Annotated in this window: 21 protein-coding genes; 8 read left to right on the plus strand and 13 right to left on the minus strand. The window is 44.5% G+C overall.

The genetic code is table 11. The features are described 5' to 3' along the window. Positions 1-50: 50 nt before the first annotated feature. Positions 51-374 carry an Ig-like domain-containing protein gene (locus D1970_RS18235; RefSeq protein WP_119114287.1) on the minus strand — a complete coding sequence of 108 codons (324 nt, stop codon included), beginning with the start codon at positions 372-374 and terminating at the stop codon, positions 51-53. A gap of 10 nt (positions 375-384) precedes the next feature. On the opposite strand from D1970_RS18235, the gene D1970_RS23605 reads away from it, so the two are divergent. From D1970_RS23605 to D1970_RS18250, 3 genes are all read left to right on the plus strand, one after another. Then, on the plus strand, positions 385-564 hold the full coding sequence (locus D1970_RS23605; protein WP_181213426.1) for an IS1096 element passenger TnpR family protein: 180 nt from the start codon (positions 385-387) through the stop codon (positions 562-564). Continuing rightward, entirely contained in the window at positions 485-661 is a 177-nt protein-coding gene (locus D1970_RS23610) for an IS1096 element passenger TnpR family protein (protein ID WP_498071993.1), read from the plus strand. The genes D1970_RS23605 and D1970_RS23610 overlap by 80 nt, the downstream gene beginning before the upstream one ends. A 136-nt stretch (positions 662-797) precedes the next feature. Further along, positions 798-980, plus strand: coding sequence for an IS1096 element passenger TnpR family protein (locus D1970_RS18250; protein ID WP_119114290.1), 183 nt, complete (start codon positions 798-800; stop codon positions 978-980). 95 nt (positions 981-1075) lie between these two features. Here D1970_RS18250 and D1970_RS18255 read toward each other — a convergent pair whose 3' ends face one another. Both D1970_RS18255 and D1970_RS18260 read right to left on the minus strand, forming a co-directional pair. Further along, positions 1076-1315 (minus strand): hypothetical protein, encoded by a 240-nt coding sequence (locus tag D1970_RS18255; RefSeq protein ID WP_119114291.1) that lies wholly within the window; start codon positions 1313-1315, stop codon positions 1076-1078. Positions 1316-1478: 163 nt separating this feature from the next. Further along, on the minus strand, positions 1479-2360 hold the full coding sequence (locus D1970_RS18260; RefSeq protein ID WP_246370264.1) for a glycerophosphodiester phosphodiesterase: 882 nt from the start codon (positions 2358-2360) through the stop codon (positions 1479-1481). Positions 2361-2553: 193 nt separating this feature from the next. Between D1970_RS18260 and D1970_RS18265 the strand changes: the two genes are divergently transcribed. Continuing rightward, positions 2554-2889, plus strand: coding sequence for a DnaB-like helicase N-terminal domain-containing protein (locus tag D1970_RS18265; RefSeq protein WP_181213425.1), 336 nt, complete (start codon positions 2554-2556; stop codon positions 2887-2889). Positions 2890-3112: 223 nt separating this feature from the next. On the opposite strand, the gene D1970_RS18270 is transcribed toward D1970_RS18265, so the two are convergent. Then, positions 3113-3304, minus strand: coding sequence for a hypothetical protein (locus D1970_RS18270; RefSeq protein WP_119114294.1), 192 nt, complete (start codon positions 3302-3304; stop codon positions 3113-3115). A gap of 184 nt (positions 3305-3488) precedes the next feature. Between D1970_RS18270 and D1970_RS22500 the strand changes: the two genes are divergently transcribed. Then, positions 3489-3629, plus strand: coding sequence for a hypothetical protein (locus tag D1970_RS22500; protein ID WP_181213424.1), 141 nt, complete (start codon positions 3489-3491; stop codon positions 3627-3629). Between the two features lie 233 nt (positions 3630-3862). Here D1970_RS22500 and ulaA read toward each other — a convergent pair whose 3' ends face one another. The 4 genes from ulaA to D1970_RS18295 all read right to left on the minus strand — a co-directional run bounded on the left by ulaA (position 3863) and on the right by D1970_RS18295 (position 8099). Continuing rightward, positions 3863-5122 (minus strand): PTS ascorbate transporter subunit IIC, encoded by a 1260-nt coding sequence (gene ulaA / locus D1970_RS18280; RefSeq protein WP_119114296.1) that lies wholly within the window; start codon positions 5120-5122, stop codon positions 3863-3865. Between the two features lie 2 nt (positions 5123-5124). Continuing rightward, positions 5125-5400: a PTS sugar transporter subunit IIB gene (locus D1970_RS18285; RefSeq protein ID WP_119114297.1), complete on the minus strand. Its 276-nt coding sequence runs from the start codon at positions 5398-5400 to the stop codon at positions 5125-5127. Beyond that, positions 5397-5840 carry a PTS sugar transporter subunit IIA gene (locus D1970_RS18290; protein WP_209796933.1) on the minus strand — a complete coding sequence of 148 codons (444 nt, stop codon included), beginning with the start codon at positions 5838-5840 and terminating at the stop codon, positions 5397-5399. The genes D1970_RS18285 and D1970_RS18290 overlap by 4 nt, the downstream gene beginning before the upstream one ends. Before the next feature lie 138 nt (positions 5841-5978). After that, positions 5979-8099 carry a BglG family transcription antiterminator gene (locus tag D1970_RS18295; protein WP_119114298.1) on the minus strand — a complete coding sequence of 707 codons (2121 nt, stop codon included), beginning with the start codon at positions 8097-8099 and terminating at the stop codon, positions 5979-5981. A gap of 468 nt (positions 8100-8567) precedes the next feature. Between D1970_RS18295 and D1970_RS18300 the strand changes: the two genes are divergently transcribed. Then, positions 8568-9842: an IS110 family RNA-guided transposase gene (locus tag D1970_RS18300; RefSeq protein ID WP_119114299.1), complete on the plus strand. Its 1275-nt coding sequence runs from the start codon at positions 8568-8570 to the stop codon at positions 9840-9842. 1382 nt (positions 9843-11224) lie between these two features. Here D1970_RS18300 and D1970_RS18310 read toward each other — a convergent pair. Further along, positions 11225-12844, minus strand: coding sequence for an Ig-like domain-containing protein (locus tag D1970_RS18310; protein ID WP_142921033.1), 1620 nt, complete (start codon positions 12842-12844; stop codon positions 11225-11227). A 354-nt stretch (positions 12845-13198) separates the two neighbouring features. Between D1970_RS18310 and D1970_RS18315 the strand changes: the two genes are divergently transcribed. Continuing rightward, on the plus strand, positions 13199-15085 hold the full coding sequence (locus D1970_RS18315; RefSeq protein WP_119114302.1) for an SWIM zinc finger family protein: 1887 nt from the start codon (positions 13199-13201) through the stop codon (positions 15083-15085). A gap of 193 nt (positions 15086-15278) precedes the next feature. Beyond that, a complete protein-coding gene (locus D1970_RS18320; RefSeq protein WP_119114303.1) occupies positions 15279-15788 on the plus strand; it encodes a DoxX family protein in 510 nt (169 codons plus the stop codon). 205 nt (positions 15789-15993) lie between these two features. Here the strand turns inward: D1970_RS18320 and D1970_RS18325 are convergent, their stop codons facing one another. The 4 genes from D1970_RS18325 to D1970_RS18340 form a co-directional block, all read right to left on the minus strand. Further along, entirely contained in the window at positions 15994-16467 is a 474-nt protein-coding gene (locus D1970_RS18325; RefSeq protein WP_119114304.1) for a C39 family peptidase, read from the minus strand. A 196-nt stretch (positions 16468-16663) separates the two neighbouring features. Continuing rightward, entirely contained in the window at positions 16664-17290 is a 627-nt protein-coding gene (locus D1970_RS18330) for a competence protein ComK (protein WP_181213423.1), read from the minus strand. Positions 17291-17880: 590 nt separating this feature from the next. Further along, the gene (locus tag D1970_RS18335) at positions 17881-18384 is read right to left on the minus strand and encodes a sigma-70 family RNA polymerase sigma factor (protein ID WP_119114306.1); all 504 of its coding nucleotides are present in this window, start codon (positions 18382-18384) and stop codon (positions 17881-17883) included. Between the two features lie 367 nt (positions 18385-18751). Further along, the gene (locus D1970_RS18340) at positions 18752-19819 is read right to left on the minus strand and encodes a DUF871 domain-containing protein (RefSeq protein WP_119114307.1); all 1068 of its coding nucleotides are present in this window, start codon (positions 19817-19819) and stop codon (positions 18752-18754) included. Between the last annotated feature and the right edge of the window lie 218 nt (positions 19820-20037).

Below are 20037 nucleotides of genomic sequence, written 5' to 3' on the forward strand. Positions count from 1 at the left end.
ATTTTGTATAGTGAATAATGAAATTCTCTTAATAGTTAAAAAGTCCCCTTCTAGCTCTCTGGAAGGGGACTTTTTAATTGCTTAACTGTTACTTTCACAGACTTGCTGACATTTCCAGCCTTGTTTTTTGCCGATACATACAGCGACGTGTTTCTCTTCTGAGCTTTTATTTTTACTTTAAATTTCCCGTATTTGTCAGTGGCTGCCGTTCCGATTATCTTTGTTCCCACCTTAATGGTGATGACTGAATAACGTTCGGCTGCTGTAACGTAAGTTGAAGTGCTTTTAACCGTATTAACCTTCGGTGCTGCAGGAGGCGTCTCATCGATCGTGAACTTGACAGTTGTTTTATTACCCGCTGAATAGGGTGTCAAGCTGTCGGAAGTGTTTCCGGAATGCCGTGAGCTGGAATATGTCTATGACTATGGCGACAACTGGCAACATCGCATAGTGTTGGAGAAAGTGATCAACGACTATGGAAGAAATCGCGTTGTTTGCCTGGGGGAACGGAAAGACGCCTCTAGAAGATGTGGGCGGGGAAGGGGGATATGCGGCATTTCTTGAAACGATTGCCGACCCGGACAATCCCGATCGTGAGCATATGCTCGAATGGGCAAGGTGGCAGGGGTATAAAGAGTTTGATATTAGAACAGGCTGCTAGAATGTCTTTAGCTAAAAAACCCTCGGGCAACCGAGGGTTTTTCTCTTTATGCGCCTTGCATAGGCGTAGTCTATAGGGGCAATCCTGAACCGCTAAGGCAGCTATAATGAAGCATACTAGGTAGAGAGAATGATTGATGATTATTGTGCCAATAATCCTGTTTGTCCTGGAGATGTCTCAAGACACTCCGCCCCAAGACGTCGACGGGGAAGGGGGATATGCATCAACCTTTGAAGTCCTTGCCGATCCGGTACATCCTGATCATGAACCTATGCTTCATTCGGGCAGTTTGCGGGGATATGGGGAGTTCGACATTTAGAAGATAAATGGTCAGCTGAAACGGCTGTAGTGTTCGGTGTTCTCCTAGCAATGAATACAGAAGTGAAAAATCCCCCGAATATCGGGGGATTTTGATTAAGCATATTTGATGCCGGCAGGCTTTACGTTATTTATATCTTCAGAACCACAAGGTGTTACAGCATATGTCATTTCACATTTTGGACAGTTCATAACGACTGTTTCCAATGTGAATACCTCTCCACACTCACAAACGATATCATGCGCAACGCTGGGAGGATTGTTTTCTTTTCCTTTGCTCTTTACATGATCCACGATAGACTTGCCATCCTTCAAACTAGAACATCCACAGCTCATGAGGCAACTCTCCTTTGCTATCTGTGATTTTTTCTGACAATATCATAAAAGTAACATAAAATGGTGGAAAATAATGTAGCAAAAGTCACAGGCGAGATAAGGTAGAGGTTCCTAGATAAAATTTTCGATCCCCAACAGAATTCCTGTTGGGGACCGCTGGCCATTACTGCTCTTCTTTCTCTTCAAGGATATCCGCAAAGTTTGTGATTACTCCGTTTGCCCCCATTTTTTGCAGCGATTGTGCTGGTTCTTTTTCGTTGACGGTGTAGGGGTGGAGGAAGAGTCCCGCCTCTTTCACTTTTTTGACATAACTCTTCGTCATTCTTGAAAATTTGGGGCCGACGCCGACTGCGTATGTCTTGATTTCGGCGAGGTCTTCTTTCGTTACTTTTTTTGATTTTTTCAAGTGCTGGAGTTGGATGAGCGGGATATCTTTGTTGAGCTTGTGGATGTTGGTCAGACTGTCGCTGCTGAAGGATTGGATGACGACTTCGCCTTTCGATAAATCCCCGTTAAGCAGTCCATATTCGCCCAGCAACTTGATCAGTTCTTTTTCCATGCCGGGATGGTCTTTTGGGTGCTTCGTTTCGATATAGTAGTTTGCCTTGCTCCCGAATGTTTCCAATATTTCCTTCAGGGTCGGTATGGTCAGGTCGGCATACTTTGGATTGCTGTGCTCGGGGTATTTCTTGTTGAACCATGACCCGGCGTCGAGCTTCTTCAGTTCTTTCAGCGTGTAATCTTTGACATAGCCTTTCCCGTTTGTCGTCCTGTTCACTTTTTCATCATGCATGGCGACAAGCTGGCCGTCCTTGGTCATCTGGAGGTCGATTTCAATATAGTCGGCGCCCATTTCATGTGCCAGCTTATACGATTCTATCGTGTGCTCGGGCGCATAGCCGCTGGCCCCGCGGTGGGCAATGATTAAGAATTTATCTTCTTTCAGCATATCCTCCTGACTTTCTGCCTCAATGAACTGTATCGTAAAGAAGGCTGAAGATCCCACAACAGCCAAAGCGAGGATTGCTGCTAACACTTTTTTCAACAGAATCACCCTTCTTATGTGATGGCCGAAATATGAATTGGTTTTTTTAATGTTTGTAAAAACAAAATAAAAATACCTGGTGTTTGCCGGAAGTTTAGCGGTGTGCCTGCCTTTCGTGCAGAAAAGTTCCATATTGAAAATGGAGGGGCAAGGGTGTGCTGGCCTGTCAATTTTTTATGAGGAAGGTGAGTGTATGGAAAATTGTGAAGGAGCTGTGCTTGAAGCGGAGGAAAACTTTGTGGGTATGCTTCTGCTGTTTCCTGAAAGAGTGAGGGAGTGCATTATTGCTGCTGATCAGCTTGTCTGCGGAAAGTTGCGGCGGCTGTTTGAAGTGATTCTTTCCCTCGATGAGCAAGGAATCCCTGTTGATGTATTTTCAATTGTGAGTGAGGTAGGAACGGAAAAGCTCGAGAGCATTGGCGGAATTCGCTATATGGTCGACATCGCTGTCAAAGTACCGTTCGATGCTAACTTTTACGACTGCCAATACATCGTCAGCGATTTTGATTGGCAGAGGAGGCGGGAGTAAGTGAAGGACAGGGGGAGCCAAAGGGATCATTTCCCTAAAGGCTACCCTTTTTTATTTTGGCCGTGAAAAAGAGCCGTTAGGACGAGATTATATGTGATAACGCAAAAGATGGAGGGGGGATTTTTATAAAAACCTGAGTGCTAGAAGATTCGGACTGAAGGGCGAATTGATGAATTGTGCTGACTAGAGGTTTGGACCTAATGCCCCACAATAAGCAACTTGACTAACGGTTTAGGAAAAGCTCGGCTTTCTCTTCCCCAAAAGCTTGCTCATGTTTTCTAATGACTTGTTCGAGCCTTTCGCTAAACCGTTGCGCCTTTTCACTGTTAATCCCGTGCTCCAGCACAATCTCTATAAAAGTTTCTTTAAATAAAGAAAGTTGTAATTCTAGATATTCTTCTTCAAGTGGATGCATGACTTAAGACTCCCTTATTTACATATTTACACAACGACAAAGACTATTTTATCGAATTTTCACAAATTAAGTATGGGTAATTGATACTGATTTATTCCGCTCCTGATGTTGTTTTCTTATTTATGAGTCGTTTAAGTAGGTAAAAGTTCCTATTATCTTGTTTTTTTGTATAGTGAAGTGGGGATTGGAGGACCTTGGGAGCATCGGCGGAATCCGCTATATGGTCGACATCGCTGTCAAAGTACCGTTCGATGCTGACTTTTACGACTGCCAATATAACGTCAGCGATTTTGATTGGCAGAGGAGGCGGGTGGGGCGGGAGTAAAGGGCATAAGTATTTTGGAGAAATGTTAGTTAGAGTGTTAGACATAATTAAAGGAAAGCCAATGAGGTGGGGTGGCCTCATCCACTTTCCTTCTGTTTTGCTGCTTTTATGCGAAGGTCTGCGAAAAGCCCATTAAAAAATTACGATATTCCGCCAAAACAAAAACCCACCCGCAAGCAGCTTTCGTGCATTTGCGGGTGGGTTTCTTCTATTAATGTATGATTGCGGTTAGCTTAGAATAATTTCAATAGGTTGCCGAGCAGGATGCCGACGATTCCGAAGTCGGCGTCGCCGAATGTTGTTCCGTTGAAGCCTAATGAGCCGAGTACTGGCAGCAACAGTGCCGGCAGGAAGCTGATGATGAGTCCGTTGGCGAGTGAGCCAAGGATGGCTCCGCGTCTTCCACCTGTTGCGTTCCCGAAAACACCGGCTGCTGCGCCTGTGAAAAAGTGGGGAACGAGGCCTGGCACAATGATGGCAAGTCCGAAGATTGGCAGGATGAACATACTGACGACACCTGCGACAAAACTGGACAGGAAGCCGATGATCACAGCGTTTGGCGCAAATGGGAAGACGACAGGGCAGTCAAGTGCCGGTTTTGCATTAGGAACGACTTTGTCAGCGATTCCTTTGAACGCCGGTACGATTTCAGCAATGACCATCCGCACACCAGCGAGTACGATGTAGACGCCGCCGGCGAATGTGATTGCTTGTGTAAGCGAGAACACGATGAAGTTTGTTCCGCCGCTCAATTCTTTTTCAATGAAGGTCGGGCCTGTGAACGCGGCAACGATGATGAACATCAAAGCCATTGTCAACGCGAGTGCGACAGAAGAGTCACGCAAAAATCCAAGCGATTTTGGTACTTTGATTTCTTCGGTTGTTTTTTCTTTATCGCCAAAGTACTTTCCGATTGTACCGGAAACGAAGTAGCCGATCGAACCGAAGTGGCCGACAGCCATGTCATCTGATCCGGTGATTTGTCGTGTGTATGGCTGGAGAAGTGCTGGCATTAAAACCATGAGCGCGCCAAGGATGACGGAGCCGATGGCAACAAGCAGTGGTCCTTTGATTCCGCTTGCAGCAAGTACAGCAGCAAGCATACAAGCCATGAACATCGTATGGTGGCCTGTCAGGAAAATGTACTTGAATTTCGTGTAGCGGGCAAGCAGGATGTTCACAATCATACCAAAGACCATAATCATCGCGGTTTCAGTCCCGAATGTTTCCTGGGCGAGCGCAACGATTGCTTCATTGTTCGGGATGATTCCTTTAATGTGGAACGCTTCCTCGAACATTTGACCAAACAGATTCAGCGCACCGACAAGAACTGTCGCACCAGCGCCGAGAATGATAAAGCCCATGATTGTCTTCAACGTGCCGGATACAACTTCGGCAATCGCTTTTTTCTGCAGCAGCAGGCCGATCAAGGCAAATAGTCCAACCAGGATGGCAGGGGTGCCTAAAATATCATTCATAATTAATCGCAGCATATTTATCTTCCTTCCAATACATGAGTAGTTAACGCTTTTTTGATCTCATCCATGCTGAACATGTTGACTAGGGAAATAATTTTTCTGTTTCCATCATTCAGCTGGTCCATGATTTCCGGTGCCCCGATGTAGTAATCCGCATTTTCGGTTTTTGCGCTTGCAAGGTCGGTATGTGAGCAAGTTCCTTCCATGTTCAGTTCCTTCATCGCTTTTTGCACGTTCATGGACATCATGAAGCTGCTTCCCAATCCGTTTCCGCATACGACTAAAATTTTCATTTTGACTCCTCCTTTAAAATAGTAAAGACTTCACTTTCACTTCTGGCAGCAGCCAGCCTTGCAACATTTTCTTCGTTTGATAAGAGTGATGACAATTCGGATAGAAGCGCCAGGTGCGATTCCGGATCCGTTGCTGCAAGCACAAGGAAGACGCTTGCGGCTTTTTCGTCGTTAAAAAGTGTTTCTTTTCCCAGGATAAGCAGGCTGACTCCCAGCTTGTTCACACCGTTTTCCGGTCGTGCATGGGGCATTGCGAAACCAGGCACCATGACAATATACGGGCCAAACTCTTTAACATTGCTGATCATCGTATCGATGTATTCTTTTTCAATAAATTGCTGTTCTAAGAGCGGCTGTGAGGCAATCTTGATTGCTTCCTCCCAATTCTCCGCGCTTTCTTTAAACGAAATCATCTCTGATGTGAGATATTCGCTGAGCATCGGCAGCACCCCCTTTCAGTCTAGTATCTATATCTTGGTGGTGAATTGATTATGCGGGCATAGCTGCAGCTCCGGCCTTTCAGGTTTTGTATCTATCCTGTTGTGGTGAGGCTGGTATCCTCCGCAGTGTTGAATTGTTTAATCCAGCGGTAAATTCACGCGGATGAAGGTGGCGATTTTCTCCGGCGTTTTGGCCTGAAGCAATGTTTCCACGGAGTTTTCATCCGACAGCAGGCTGTTCAGCTGCGACAATGCTTTCAGATGGGCTTCCCCGTCAATGGCGGCCAGTACGATTAGCAGTCGGACATCGTGGCTGTCCTGGTCTGAAAAAGATACAGCATGCTGAAGCTTTAACAGACTCATGCCAAGGCAGTTGACCCCATCCTCCGGTCCTGCGTGAGGAATGGCTACGTGTGGAGCGATGACGATATACGGCCCAAGCTTCTCAACATTAGCGAGCATTTTTTCAACATAGGCAGATGTGATGCACCCGTTTAGCAGCAATGGCGCAGCGGCCGTTACTATGGCATCCTTCCAATCTGCGGCTTCCTTTTTCACCTGGATATATTCCGGCTGAAGCAGGGAAGATAGCGAAGGTCTGCCATGGTCATGGGTGATCCTAGCTGGTCTGTGTAAAAACTGTTTCAGTTCCTGCTGCAGGCCACTTTGGTCGAAGATACTGGCATGCTTTTCAATGATGTTCATCAATGCTTCCACAGAAGCGCTTTGTCCGGTAACCGGTTCTACCTGTCCAAGGACTTTTTTCAGGAGTGTTTCTTTTTCAGCTTCAGTCAGGATAGGATTGACCACAAAGACTGGCGTGGTACTTTCCTCCATAGGTATGGTGGAGATGATGAAGTCCGCATCATAGTCGTTCTTTTGAAACTCCCTTAATGAAACGCTTCCAATTAAATCCACGGTGGAGAACAGGCCTTCCAGCTGGTGAAGCAGCAAACGTGAGGTTCCGACGCCGTTGTTGCAGACGAGCAGTGCTTTTTTCCTCGCTGCCGGCTTGGCCCCGACCTTCCGCATCCATCCACCAAAGTGCATGCTGATGAGTGCAACTTCATTGTCGTTGATGCTTTTTCCAACTGCAGCTTCGAGATGGGAAATCGATTTTTTTGTTAAAAGAAAGACGTCATGATACTGCTTCTTGATTAGTTCGGTCATTTCTGTTTCAAACTCGAGCCCGTATTTGATCCGGTAATAGGCCGGCTTCACGTGAAGCATGAGGTTATTCTCGATTTCCTCCCGGTTTTGGAAAAAAACGCAGGCGTACTTCTGGAAGTCTGTCACCATCCGTGTGACGATTTGAGCTAGAAGCTGGTCCTCGTGCTGCTGACTGGTCAACACTGGCTCCCCGGAAAATTGAATTCTCGACGCAAGCAGATGCTTCGTGATGTAAAAAATTTCGTCCTCAGGGAATTCGATTTTAAACAATGTCGAAAGCTTGCGGCCGATCGTGACGGCAGCCTGATAATGCTTGGTTGCCTGCAGAACTTCTTTTTCAATCGGATCGATTGAAACTTTCTTCCCTTGGGCAACACGTTTGCAAAAAAGCAGGAGGCGGAAGGCAAGGCTGTACAGAAACTCATCGGTAAACTGAAGGTTCAGCTCGGCTTCACTTTCGCTCACGATATTCTGGACGGTCAGGAGTTTTTCAAAATTAACCGGGCTGAAATCGTCAGCTTCGTGGTTCAGGATAATCGGGATTTTTGCAAGAAACGACTGCCAATTCTGTTCTGGGAGCACATGGTGCAGGTAGTGGACGATGGCTTTCCGCTTGTCGTCTTCCTTTCCAGCGATGCTGTAACCGGTCTTCCGTTCGAAATCGAGCGAAAGCTCAAAGCGCTCCAGCTCGGCTTTCAGCACTTTCAAATCCTCGATCGTCGTGTTGCGGCTGACCCGCGTTTTTTCCATCAGGTCGTCAAGGAACAGTGCTTTTTCCCGTGCCGTCAGATAGATGGCGAGCCAAGCCTTGCGCTCCTTCGCAGAATACTCGTAATGCCACGTTTTTAAATGGCCAAGCTTCTCTGGTGCATGGATGGCGGCTTCTTCCTCCAGGATAAATCCCGCGGACCGCACATGTTTCACGATTGGAAGTTGGTTATCCTCGAGCCAATCATTGATTTTTCCTATATCGTAATACACCGTTCTTCGCGAAATGTGGAATTTCTCGGTGAGTTCGCCGGCAGAAACGAACGTGCCAGCTTTGATTAAGTGGGACAAAATTGCAGTACTGCGCTGATCAAGCGACATGTACCACACCTCCTTTGCACAATAGTTTGTGCAAATAAGTACCTTATTAACTTCGAGCAATTGCTTAGCTTTACTATACGTCTTTGTTTCGCGAATGTGGAGACCAAATGCTGTCAGCGTGTTTGTGCAATGGTTGGACTGTGGGGAGGTGGGTGTGCAAAGTGTGGTGGATGAGCTGGGTGTAGCTTTGAAACAAAGTTTGATCAAATTAATACAAAAAACCTTGATAAATGAACATATAGAAAGGGCATGTTTTGAAAAAAGATTAATCAAAACATGCCCTTAAAATATTTAATTGGATTATTCTTTATAAAAAAGATTGATCATTTTTGTGTTCCTTAATGAACCAACGCTACCCTCTAGCATTCCTGTAGATTGCTAAATATCGGCTTTGAAAAAAAGAGAGCCCCTCAGTAAGATATGAGTATAGACACCACTCTAACTCACAATCTTAGGAGGAACCCTACTATGAAGTTTAAAATGCAGAACCAACAAAATCAACTAATAGAAAGAATTTCCGTTAAACACCTCGTTGTTGGTGTGGACATCGCTCAACAATTTCACGTGGCTAGAGCTGTAAATTTTCGAGGTATTGTTGTCGGTGATCCACTTACCTTCAAAAATAATGAAGAGGGATTTGAAAGTTTACTAATATGGATTAAAAATCTTCAAAGATTAAATAGCCTTGATGCCGTTATAGTTGGTATGGAACCTACCGGACACTACTGGATCAATCTTTCAAAATGGCTTTTTAGACAAAATATTGAGGTAGTAACGGTAAACCCATATTTAGTAAAAAGGAATAAAGAAAACCGTGATAATACTCAATCAAAAAGTGATAAAAAGGATGCCTTAGTTATCGCTGATATGGTGAAGAACGGTTACTACTCCAATGTTAGATATACTTCAGAATCATTTGAAAAACTAAGGGTTCTTATGTCGAATCGTGATGTAGTTGTTAAACGTCTTGTTAGTTCTATTAATCAATTAAATCGTTGGGTAGATATTGTCTTTCCAGAACTCCGACAAGTGTTCAAAAACATTACTGCTAAAGGGGCTATCGCAACCCTTCGTCTATTTCCAACTCCTATAGAATTAGCTTCCAAGCAGCCTCATGAGGTTATTATGGGTTGGAAATCACTGATGAAGAGACAACCTGGATTAAAGAAGGCCCAATTACTTCTTCAGGTAGCCACAAGCTCTATCGGATCAAGACAAGCACTTGATGCGTATAAATTTCATTTGGAACAATTACTTGAGGAATATGATCTAGCAGTAATACAACTCGAAAGAGTTGAAAAGCAAGTGACCGATGTATTAAATAAAATTCCCTTCGCTAAAAAGTTACTTACCATTAAAGGAATTAGTAAGATTTCATTAGCTGGCATATTAGGTGAAGCTGGAGATATTAGTGGATTTTCTCACGGTAATTCTCTGCTTCGACATGCAGGACTACACCTAGCTGAGGCTAGTTCAGGAAAGTGGAAAGGACAAATTGTGTTATCAAAACGTGGAAGGTCGAGGCTGCGGCGATTCCTCTACTTAGCTACAATGAGTCTTGTGATGAACAACCCAGAATTTCAAGCAATTCACTCCCATAATGTTAAGGTTAAAAAAATGAAGAAAATGAAATCAATTATGAAATTAATTGGTAAATTGGCTAGAATTTTTGTGGGAATGGCACGACGAAATGAATCCTATAGTCCTGAAAAACTCCAAACACTTACACCTATGGCAGCTTAATGCGAATAGAATTGTAGAATTTCACTCGTTCTTAATATGGACATCGAAAAAGTAATAGAACACTATACACTATAAAGTCTAATACAAAGCGAATATTGGCTTATTCGTAGGATTTCAAATATATGTACGGAGTACCAGATTACTTAAACATAAGGGCACTGACCCATTCCTTTAGCAAAACTGGCCTCCACCCCTTGGATAGGCATGACGAAGGAATGATAGGGCAAACGACCCGTTGAGACATGGGAGGGAAAGCCTCTAGGGGCGGCGTGGAGCATGTACATTATATGGTAAAATATGGAGTCTTAGTATTCTCCTTTATTTCACTATGCCTCCACTAAGCTATTAATGGCTCTAGGTCCAATTCATTATTCGTTAAAAGATATCAAGGTACATGAAATCCTGCGAATAAGCGAGTATTCGGGAGAAAATCGTATTTAACTGAGGGAGTTTAAGTACATTTCTTCACAAATTTTATAGTGATATTAGCATAAATATCCAATAAAAAATCATCTCACCTCTAAGAAACCTATAGAGGTGAGATGGTTTTAATCAAACTTTATTACAAATTATCAATCTTTATTATAAATAATCAAACTTTTTTACAAAGCTACATTGGGGGGATGTGATGCGTGCAGGGGTCTGGAGGTGGTGGAATGTTGGCGCGGTGTGGTGAGAGAAGCTGTGGAATGTAGTGTGGGGGAAGGTTTGGTTTAGGAGCTGGGGGTGCTTTTTCGGAGGGAGAATAGTTGAGTGAGGGTGGTGGATTTTTACATGTATTGTCTAATTGTCCGAATCAGGATGTTTTTTGTCCTAATCAAGCGAATTGTTGTCCGAATCAAAACGTTTATTGTCCGAATCCATCATTTTCTTGTCCAAATCATGGTATTTCCCGAGAGAATACGTTATTTCCCGGGTTTCGCGACGCTAAATAAAGGAGAGCTGTCTAGTTAGAGTGCAATTTAAAGAAATAATTACCGCGACTTTAAGGTTCGAGCGGAAATTTTATTAAAAGCCGCGGCATGAAGTTTTCAGTAATTGTCAAATGGGGAGAATGGGACCGTTTCGGGCAGAGTCGCCACGTTTTTGGGGAGGGTGAGCCTGTTTTTGGGAAAAATCAAGTTGTTTTCGGGATAAATGAAATCATTTTTATGGAGTGGAACTGCTTTGTGGAAAGGTTTTCCCCCACCTTAAGTACACGAGTACGGATGATACGTAAGAATTTTCCCGTAGCAATTTAAGAAACAGTGCAGAAATCCTCCTACAGATACAATAATGAAATATCAACAAAAAACCTCTTTCATAAATAGGAGAATAGGTTTGAAAAGTTACAGGACAGTTTGTATAAAAAAAACTCCCCTTAGAGAGGAGAGCTTTTTCGGCTATTGTACGGTTATATAGACAGTTTTACTTTTGTTTTTGGCGCGGTCTGTTGTGAATAGTGTTAACTTTGCCCCTTTTGACTGTGCTTTAATCTTCATTTTATATGTTCCATTGGATGAAGTGGCGGCGTAACCGATTTTCGTTTTTCCTTTATACACGTAAACAGTCGACCCAGCTTCAGCTTTGCCTGAAATGATGGTTGAGTGCCTGGTCACCTTGCTTGCAGTTGGGGTGGCAGGCGGAGTCTTATCGGCTACGGTAACTGTTATTTTTTTTGTTCCATACTCGTTTTTCGCCCATAATTCAAGTTTGGCTCCCGCTTTTTGTTTAGGAATCCCAATGCTGAATTCACCTTTGCTGTTTGCCTTTTTCTTATATTCCTTGCCGGAAGCCTTGACGACGACTTCCTGGTTTGGGGCTGTTTTACCTTTTACAATGGCAGAGCGATCATCTGCTGTAATGTTTGAAAGTGGAGCAAGCAAGTGGGAAGCAGATATACCTACCATGTATTTACCAGTATGGTCTTCCTCATTGTTATGGATGCCCAAATAGTATGTTCCCTTAGGCAAGTTCACGGTTTTGCTGAATTTTGCCGGGTTCTTGGAGCTGCTTTTCATAGAGTAATCGAATACTAGTTCAGAATTAGCATCAACCAAATCAATATTCACGAAATTATCAACATAGGAAGAGAGGCTGAATGAAACTGGTCCGGATTTTGGCACTTTGATTTTGTAAACGTCGAGGGAATCATTCCATGAAAGAAACCCTGTCTTTGTCTGGTGATATGGAAGATGTTCGGCTTCAGTGATCCCGTTATTTGGTTCTTTTTCCGTTGTATTCGCATGAATGAAAGTGGCAGTGATGATATATTTACCTATGGAGTCGTCGTTGTGATTGTCAACTGATAAATAATAGGTGCCTGGTTCCAGATCGACCCATTCTTTTACCCATGCAGGGTTTTTGGAATTACCATCGACAGTGCCTTCAAGAATGGTATCATTCTCATCGTCGATTAGAGAGATTGAAGTCCAGGTGTCTACATATGAAGATAGGTCGAGTGTCAGCCGTCCTGCTTTTGGCACTGTTATTTTGTATACATCTTTAGAATCGTTCCAGGACAGGTATCCTGTAATCGGTTTTCCGAAAATCAAGGGCTGAGCCTGGACCGTTCCGTTATTAGGTTCTGTTTCATTGTTGTTTGCAGGTGTAAAGCTGGTTTTTATAGAATATTTTCCATAATGGCCTTCATCGTTATTATGGATCAGCAATTTGTAAGTTCCCGGCTCAAGGTCTGTCCACTTTACGTATCTGGCTGGATTTAGCGAACTGCCGTTTTTACTGTCCCTAAATACCGTTTCATTATTGTGGTCAAGAAGTTCAAAATAAGTCCATGTGTCAACAGATGAAGTAATATCGAATGTGACACGGCCTGATTTAGGAACAGTGACAAGGTAAGTGGTGCTAGTGATTTCTGCGGTCAGCTCTCCATTTACAGTTTGTCCAAATGGCAAGTTAGTTTCTTCGGCAGCAGCTGCAGTTCCCGTTAAGCCAGAGTGGAGCAGGAAAGCAAGGATACAAATTTTGCAAAATTGATATACAGCATTTTTCAATTTCATCATGATTTCCTCCATTTCAATTTTGTCGATCCTGTTTATGATGAAAAATACCCTCCTCCTCCTGGCGCGCTGGGAATCCTGGTGGAAATACTGGGGAAGCCTTGCAGCCAATTGATTCTTATGTATGAGTTGCGGTATGGATAATCCTTCTTTTTGAAGGTTTTCCAATTATTAATTTACTATGAATATAGTACCATTTTAAGGGTTTTTAAGGAAGATACTTATAGATAATTTTTCTTTTATTTCACAAATGATAGGTCTTTTGTATTAATAAGGGACTATTCTTTCTAAGAAGATTTTTATTTAAATCTCTGCCATAATAATTAATAAGCAAAATAGTGGGCGGGAGTGGAAATAATGAAGCTTGAAAACTTTGAAAACTATTTTAACGATGTTATTCTAGCGCGCGGCCGGGAGTATTACTGGCAGGACCGGGTCATGAATATCGTTGAAAGCGAACCGGACCTTTTTATAACGGAAGTTGAGGGATCGGAAGATTATACAGTAAGCGTGAGAATGAATGAAGCAGGAATAATTACTAGATCGCACTGTGACTGTCCCTACGATTTTTCGGAGTTTTGCAAGCATCAGGCAGCCGTTTTCTTTGCCTTGCGTGATTTTATCGATGTGAAGGCGGCAGGAGAAACTACGGAGGATTTGGGATATGTCTTAATTCCAGGCAGTGAGGCGGATGAAGAAGGTGCAGCGGCCGCCTTTCTGAATGCCAGGCGAGAACCGGGAGCAGCTGAAGATGCGGAAGCAGGAAAAAAAGAAGAGGCGGACAGGAGTAAGGATGCGGGGAAAAAGGAAGAGGCAGCCAGGAATAAGAATACCGGAAAAAAGGCGAGAGCAGGTTTAGTGAAGAAAAAGGCCGCCATTAAGCCGGATTTGCCGAGCATTCTTTCCAACCTTGGAAAAGAGGAGCTTATTTCTATCATTCTTGCCTTCTCTAAGGCCCATCCGGATATTGAAAAAAGTCTTCTTTTTAAATATGCGCCTGTAGAAGATGAAGTGGCTGTAAGCAAAAAAATGATCCGTGAATATATTAATAAAGCAAAAAGGCAGGGTTTTATTGATTGGAGAAATGCGGATTACGCAGTGACTGGAGCAGACATCACGCTAGATAAAGCCGAGGACAGAATTGAAGATGGCGAGATTGAAAGTGCAATTAAGCTATGCCTTGTTGTGTTGCCTATTGCGACCACAATGCTTAATTATACCGATGATTCGAACGGGAGTGTCGGCGATGTCATTCGGCGCAGCTTGCATCTAATTGACACGGCAGCTTCGGAGGCTGCAGGAAAATTGGATGCCAAAAAGCAGGCGCGACTTTTTGGCATGATGGTGAAGGAAGCGAAGCATGCCCGATATGACGGCTGGAGCGATAAGAGAATAGATCTTCTGGAAAGCTGCCTTTATTTTGCAGAAGACCCGGCTTTGCGCAGCAAACTCAAGGATCAGCTTGGCAAAATGCTTGAGCAGACTTCTGAAGGCTCGTGGAATGATCGATATAGTATAAGTGAAATTAGACTGCTGCAGCTTAACATGATTGAGCGTTTTGAAGGGGCAGAAGAAGCATGGCGGTTTATTCAAGATAATATCCAGCACAGCAAATTTCGCGAACTTGCTATTAAAAAGCTTCTTGAAAAAGGCAAGCCGGAAGAAGCGGTCGCCTTGTGTATTGAAGGAGAAGCGGTAAACGAGGGATGGCGTGGCCTTGTGTCTCAATGGGAAGATTTCCGCTATCAGGCTTACGAAATGATGGGGGATGCAGCAAGCCAGCGTGAATTAGCGACTAAAAAAGTCTGCGAGGGTGAACTAACTTATTTTTATAAGCTTAAAGAGCTTTATGGTCGTGATGAGTGGAATAGCAAGCTGCATGAAATCCTCGAGGTGCTTGAAAAGCAAAAGTTTATTCAGGATATATATCTAGAGATCCTAATTCATGAGGATTTGAACGAAAAATTGCTGAGTTATGTAAAAATGGAGCCTAGAGTGATAGAGACGGTTTATCCATATCTCATTGATGACTATAGAAACCAAGTGGAGGAGTTGTTCTGCCTCCATATTGAGGGGGAGGCAGAGGCGGCTGGCGGACGGCCTGCCTATAAGAAGGTTTGTCAAATCATCAGGAAGTTTAAAAAGGCTTGCGGAGGCGATGCGGCAGCCGGCTTGGTTTCTGATTTAACAAAAGCGCATGCGAGGCGGCCAGCATTTTTGGACGAGATGGAGAAAATTAAATAAGAGGAATAATTGTGATAGTGCCTGACCTAAAGCGCATGAATGTGCTAGTGGTCAGGCACTTTTTGCACAATTCTGTCATAATGTTATTAACGAACTGTGAACTTTGTCACTTTAACATCATTTTAACAGTGGAATTTGATATATTTACAGTGTAATCAAATACATCATTTATTTTTGAAAGGAAGCGATCAAAATGGTTGCAACATTTTTAAGGGAAAACAAAATAGCTGCTGGCCTTCTCCTCGTTATTCGCTTGTTCCTTGGCTACTCTTGGTTGACTGCAGGATACGGAAAATTGACAGGAGGGTTCGATGCTTCCGGCTACCTAAAAGGTGCGATTGCTAATCCTGTAAAAGGTCCAGATGGAAACGTAATCTATGGCTGGTACGTATCTTTCCTTGAGAACTTCGCTCTCCCAAATATTGACATCTTCAACACAATCGTTCCTATCGGTGAATTCCTTGTAGGCCTTGGCTTGATCCTTGGCTGCCTGACAACAGCTGCCATGTTCTTCGGACTCGTGATGAACTTCGCGTTCTTCCTTGCAGGCACAGTATCCCACAACCCAACAGACCTTTTCCTTGGCGCCATCATCCTGTTCTCTGGCTACAACGCAGGCCGCTTCGGACTAGACTACTGGGTTATCCCATACCTGCGCAAAACTTTCAACAAGAAACGTGACGCGCAACCAAAACTAGTGTAGCGCAGCACAGCAAACCAGCGTGCCTGACCCCCAGCGCGGTGGTGTGATACAGTAATGAAGCATCCCTCCCCCTTGAATATAGTGATCCCGGTCCTTTGGACCGGGACTTTTTTATGGGGCGTAATAAATACAAAAAGATCGCCACGGCCTGACTGGGAAGTCGGGTTGTGGCGATCGATATTTTGCGGGCAGTATAGTTCCTGAGTTAGAAGGAAATGGCGCGCTTTCGCTGGTTATTCCAAATCACGTTAAAAGTGGACCTGCTGAAACGGGCGTTCTTTTGGCCGGTCCATGGGTCATTGTAATAATAATTGCTTCCGTCATAACCTGTAAGCACAAGGGCGTGGACGGAAAAGCCATGCATCGGGGAGACCCAGACAACAACCGGCCTGCCTTTGAGCAGCTGTGACGCGATTGTTGCATTGCTAGCTCCAGTCAGATTCCAAGCATTACCGGCGTATTTTTTTACAAGCCCCATCAAGGCTGGCGGATAAATTGTCCAGCCCCTTTTTGTAAACGGATTTCCGACGTATCCGTAATTCGGATCCCATGTATGCTTAGGCATTTCGGTGTCCAGCGCAATTTTATTGACCGGCGCCCCTTTATAGCGCAGCATCAAAGTTACAGCAGTAATTTCACAGCCTGTCGGAAGCTCGGGCAGCTGCGCAATCAACGGCACGTTGAGCTGGGTGCTGTTGACCCTTGACCAGTGGCTGCCATAACCTGTGCGAGGTTTGAAAGAGTATCTGGCCTTTGTGGCCTGGCTGTTTTTTTAAGAAGAGGGATGGCGCTGTGGAAATACACTGAGCTAAAATGGGAAAAAGCCGGAACAAGTGTACCGGCTTTGGATTAAAGGGCAATGTAGTTACCCGAAACTATTGATCCTTTTTCTTTTTCCGTTTCTTGTCCTTGCTCTTACCATTCTCGCTGTTAGAATTCCTGTCTTCCTCAGCATCTTTATCCCTGTCTTCGCGCGTAATAGTTAGGAAGCCGGTTTCCCGGCAGTAAAAGTATTCTCTTTTATGATAAGAGGTTTCGAACTTTCCTTCGTTGCGGGCGGCTATAATTCTTTGAAGCTGTTCGGCCTTGTCTTTCTTTTGGATAAATTGGCCGTACCTGGAGGGGATGATTAATGAGCGGCCGGTGATGAACTGGATTTTCGTGCTGCGGTCCCGGGGCAAGGTGTTTAAAATATGCTGTACGTTGATAAAGATGCAATCATGTCTCGATGGAGATTTGGTTGGAAACAGGCAGACGGCATGAGGAGGAATGACGATGAAGGGGCTCATCTTTACATTCCCGTGCACTTTTTTTGCCCCGTTCAGGGCTCCTCGCAAATCAAAGCCGTAAAAGTTCAAGGTTTCATCCAGTATCTCCACTGGGGTCATGTTTACAAGAAAGTCTTCGTCATTGTCCAGAACCCGTGTAAGCAGCCTCGCGTTTTTGTCGTAAACACCCGCCATCCAACTCATATCCTTGGTGACTATATAATGATCGCGCATTACTGAACCCCTCTCATCGACTGTTTGACAAGATTCCCCCGCGCATATTAACTGGATCAATCTTGTAAATTTAAAGTAACATTTTCCCATAAATAATACATGGTTTCCTGGTAAAATTCGCAAAATCGACAAGAATTTATGTCTTTTTCCACTAGATATAAAATGTAAAGAGTGCGTTAAAATCATGGTTATGTTAAAAAAGAGGCGGGGAGGAGGTAAACTATACCCTTTATAAAGGGAGCTAGGCTACTTAAAGAATAGGGACCTCCTTTTCGGCTCATCTAAGAACAATATCATGTTCTTTCAGTGTATTTACGTATCAATTTGAAGAGTATGGGCCCCTAATCAGAATGATGGATGAGTGGACCAGAAGGCTGCCTTAGAATAAGCACCTCGCGAAGAACTTTTAATGGAAACTCCTTTGTCATCGTTTTATCGAGATTCCATCCTACTATTTTTCGTGTCCACTTTTTTGACAAACTCACCCCTTACTCCGTTTTCATTTATTTGTACACAAAAATACCCAGTAGAGTAGTCTTTTTAAGTGTCTACTCTACAGGGTACAGTTTAAGGCTTGGGTTCCTTTTATTTTATTCGCAGTTTTGTTCAGCCGGGATTGCTTTTCTCAGCTTGTCCCTGGCTCCTGCCCTCCATTGTTTTACAGCGGAAGGGGACACGCTTTCCGTCTGTGCAATTTCTTTGATGCTCATGCCGTGCAGACAATGGCAGAGAACCCATTTTGTCTGCATTTCGGTGAGGCGGCTGCCCGTGCAATAACCTAGCAAAAGTTCTGTTTCAAGAGGAGAGGAGGGTGATTCATCCTTGATGGTATCCCAGAACTCATCCTTTACGCTGATCATGGACTGCTCAATCCGGCTGGATTTTGACAGCTCGGTGAGAAAGAGGCCCCTGATGGTGTTATAGGCGTAGTTGGTGAAGCTCCCCTTATCTTCGTCGAACCGTTTGCTTGCTTCCCATAGGCCGATCATGCCGAGCTGGAAGAACTCATCTTTGTTTTTATAGATATGGAGAGAATGCATAATGCTGTGAATCATCGGTGTGTATTGGTGGTGGAGCTGTTCGAAGCTTTCCATTGCGAACCCTTTCGGAAAGCGCGCTTTGCCAATGTATTCCCGGGTACCTCTACCATAACGGGAAGGAAGTTTTCAGTCGAACAGCGATAATTTAGATTTAGGTGGGGAATGTGGGGCAAAATTAAATTTTCACACTTTAAAACACAATTTCAAAAGCGAAATTTGAGCCTGAAAGGGAAATTAGCAGAAAATGAAAAGAGGGGGAGGGAGGCTGGCTGGATTTTAATGCTCTACCGCAGTGGGGGCCTGACCCCCAGCGCGGTAGGGTGGTGAAGCAACATACACCTGCCAATCACAGTCGTGATTGATTTCTCTGATTAACGCACCACCGCGCCGGGGGTCAGGCACGCTGTGGTACTTTTGTGCTTTACTGCACCCACTCAATCCTGAACCTTTTGCCACCTTTGATAAACGGAAGGAGGAGCCGGTCTTCTTCGATGATGCGTCCAATCACATTGACCTTAGCGTCCACCGGCAAATCCCGCTTCGTAATCTGGATTTCTCCCTGGTAACGGTCGTATCGTTCGTTGTCGACTGTAATCGAGCCAGCCGGGCGCTCGACCGTATTTTCTGGAGAGATGCCCCCAGTACCAATCGTGGCGTATAGCCGCGACTCCATCGACCGGATGACGTCCCGGGCTACGTCGGTCCTGTTTGTCTGGATCGATGCCACAGACCGCAATAATCCCTCATCCCCGCAATGAGCCTTCGCGCGCAGCAGTATGACTCCATCACTGTATGCCGTAAACTGCCGCAGCGAATCCTCACCCAGCTCAACATCTCCAACAAGGATTTTGCCCACGCCTTCCTGTTCCTTCAAGTCCACATAGGCCGCGAAGGGAGAAGCGAAGCGATGGTCCTCAAGCGTCGGCAGCCCCTGATAGAGCGGTCCGCGCCGTTTTTCATCCCCCGGGACAAAAGCCATGACCGTCAGCCCAGCCTCAGTGATCAGCTTGTTCTGCTCATGAAAGAAATCACGGGCCAGTCCTGTTTCTGGCCTCGGGTAAAAATTATGCCAGGCTTCCGCTGCCGCAACCTTTAAACCGAGCCGCTTCATGTTTTCAAGACTCTGGGCAGTCAACGTACTTGCATTCAGGGCAACTCGCATTTTTTGTGACAGCTCCGCGATTAGCTCGTCCTCCACGCCATAGTCGATCCGAAGGCCGGTAAGCCCCCATGAAAGAAGGCCATCAGCAGTCTCCCACGTAAAGCCCAGATGGTGCAGCGACTTGGGCGAAATATCAGCCATTAGCTCCATGCCAATCTCATTCGCAATTCCCCCAAGCTCAGCCAGCTCATCCTTGTACTTTCCCGGGTCATCCTCAGGAATATGAAGGGAAGTGAAAATGGAAGTGAAACCATGATCCTTCATTTTTCGAATATAGCCTTCCTGGCCTTTGACACTTTCGGATAAATAAACAGAAAAACCAAGCATGCACGAACAACTCCTTTTAAAAAGTAAAAAGAAAAACTTGGCATTCCTATAAGAGTGAAAATGCCAAGCTGCATTGTTTCTATGTTTAACAAACGATTGAAAAGTACTCTCATATAAACACCAGGTGCAGGCTAGACTACTATTTTTTTAAATAAGAAGAGCCAGATACAGGCCGGACCGCTGTTTGTCGAAAAAGGAGCCCGGCGCTTTACCTTAGT

Source organism: Mesobacillus zeae, from assembly GCF_003570705.1.
In the GTDB taxonomy this organism is placed as follows: Bacteria; Bacillota; Bacilli; order Bacillales; family Cytobacillaceae; genus Mesobacillus_C; species Mesobacillus_C zeae.

Bases quoted from the DNA above. Each gene is read 5' to 3' on its own strand.
- D1970_RS18255 (WP_119114291.1), bottom strand. From the start codon at position 1,315: ATGAGCTGTGGATGTTCTAGTTTGAAGGATGGCAAGTCTATCGTGGAT.
- D1970_RS18330 (WP_181213423.1), bottom strand. From the start codon at position 17,290: ATGCGCGATCATTATATAGTCACCAAGGATATGAGTTGGATGGCGGGT.
- D1970_RS18320 (WP_119114303.1), top strand. From the start codon at position 15,279: ATGGTTGCAACATTTTTAAGGGAAAACAAAATAGCTGCTGGCCTTCTC.
- D1970_RS18295 (WP_119114298.1), bottom strand. From the start codon at position 8,099: ATGTCGCTTGATCAGCGCAGTACTGCAATTTTGTCCCACTTAATCAAA.
- D1970_RS18315 (WP_119114302.1), top strand. From the start codon at position 13,199: ATGAAGCTTGAAAACTTTGAAAACTATTTTAACGATGTTATTCTAGCG.
- D1970_RS18285 (WP_119114297.1), bottom strand. From the start codon at position 5,400: ATGAAAATTTTAGTCGTATGCGGAAACGGATTGGGAAGCAGCTTCATG.
- D1970_RS18340 (WP_119114307.1), bottom strand. From the start codon at position 19,819: ATGCTTGGTTTTTCTGTTTATTTATCCGAAAGTGTCAAAGGCCAGGAA.
- D1970_RS18290 (WP_209796933.1), bottom strand. From the start codon at position 5,840: ATGCTCAGCGAATATCTCACATCAGAGATGATTTCGTTTAAAGAAAGC.
- D1970_RS18270 (WP_119114294.1), bottom strand. From the start codon at position 3,304: ATGCATCCACTTGAAGAAGAATATCTAGAATTACAACTTTCTTTATTT.
- D1970_RS18250 (WP_119114290.1), top strand. From the start codon at position 798: ATGATTATTGTGCCAATAATCCTGTTTGTCCTGGAGATGTCTCAAGAC.
- D1970_RS18310 (WP_142921033.1), bottom strand. From the start codon at position 12,844: ATGATGAAATTGAAAAATGCTGTATATCAATTTTGCAAAATTTGTATC.
- D1970_RS18265 (WP_181213425.1), top strand. From the start codon at position 2,554: ATGGAAAATTGTGAAGGAGCTGTGCTTGAAGCGGAGGAAAACTTTGTG.
- ulaA (WP_119114296.1), bottom strand. From the start codon at position 5,122: ATGCTGCGATTAATTATGAATGATATTTTAGGCACCCCTGCCATCCTG.
- D1970_RS18335 (WP_119114306.1), bottom strand. From the start codon at position 18,384: ATGGAAAGCTTCGAACAGCTCCACCACCAATACACACCGATGATTCAC.
- D1970_RS18300 (WP_119114299.1), top strand. From the start codon at position 8,568: ATGAAGTTTAAAATGCAGAACCAACAAAATCAACTAATAGAAAGAATT.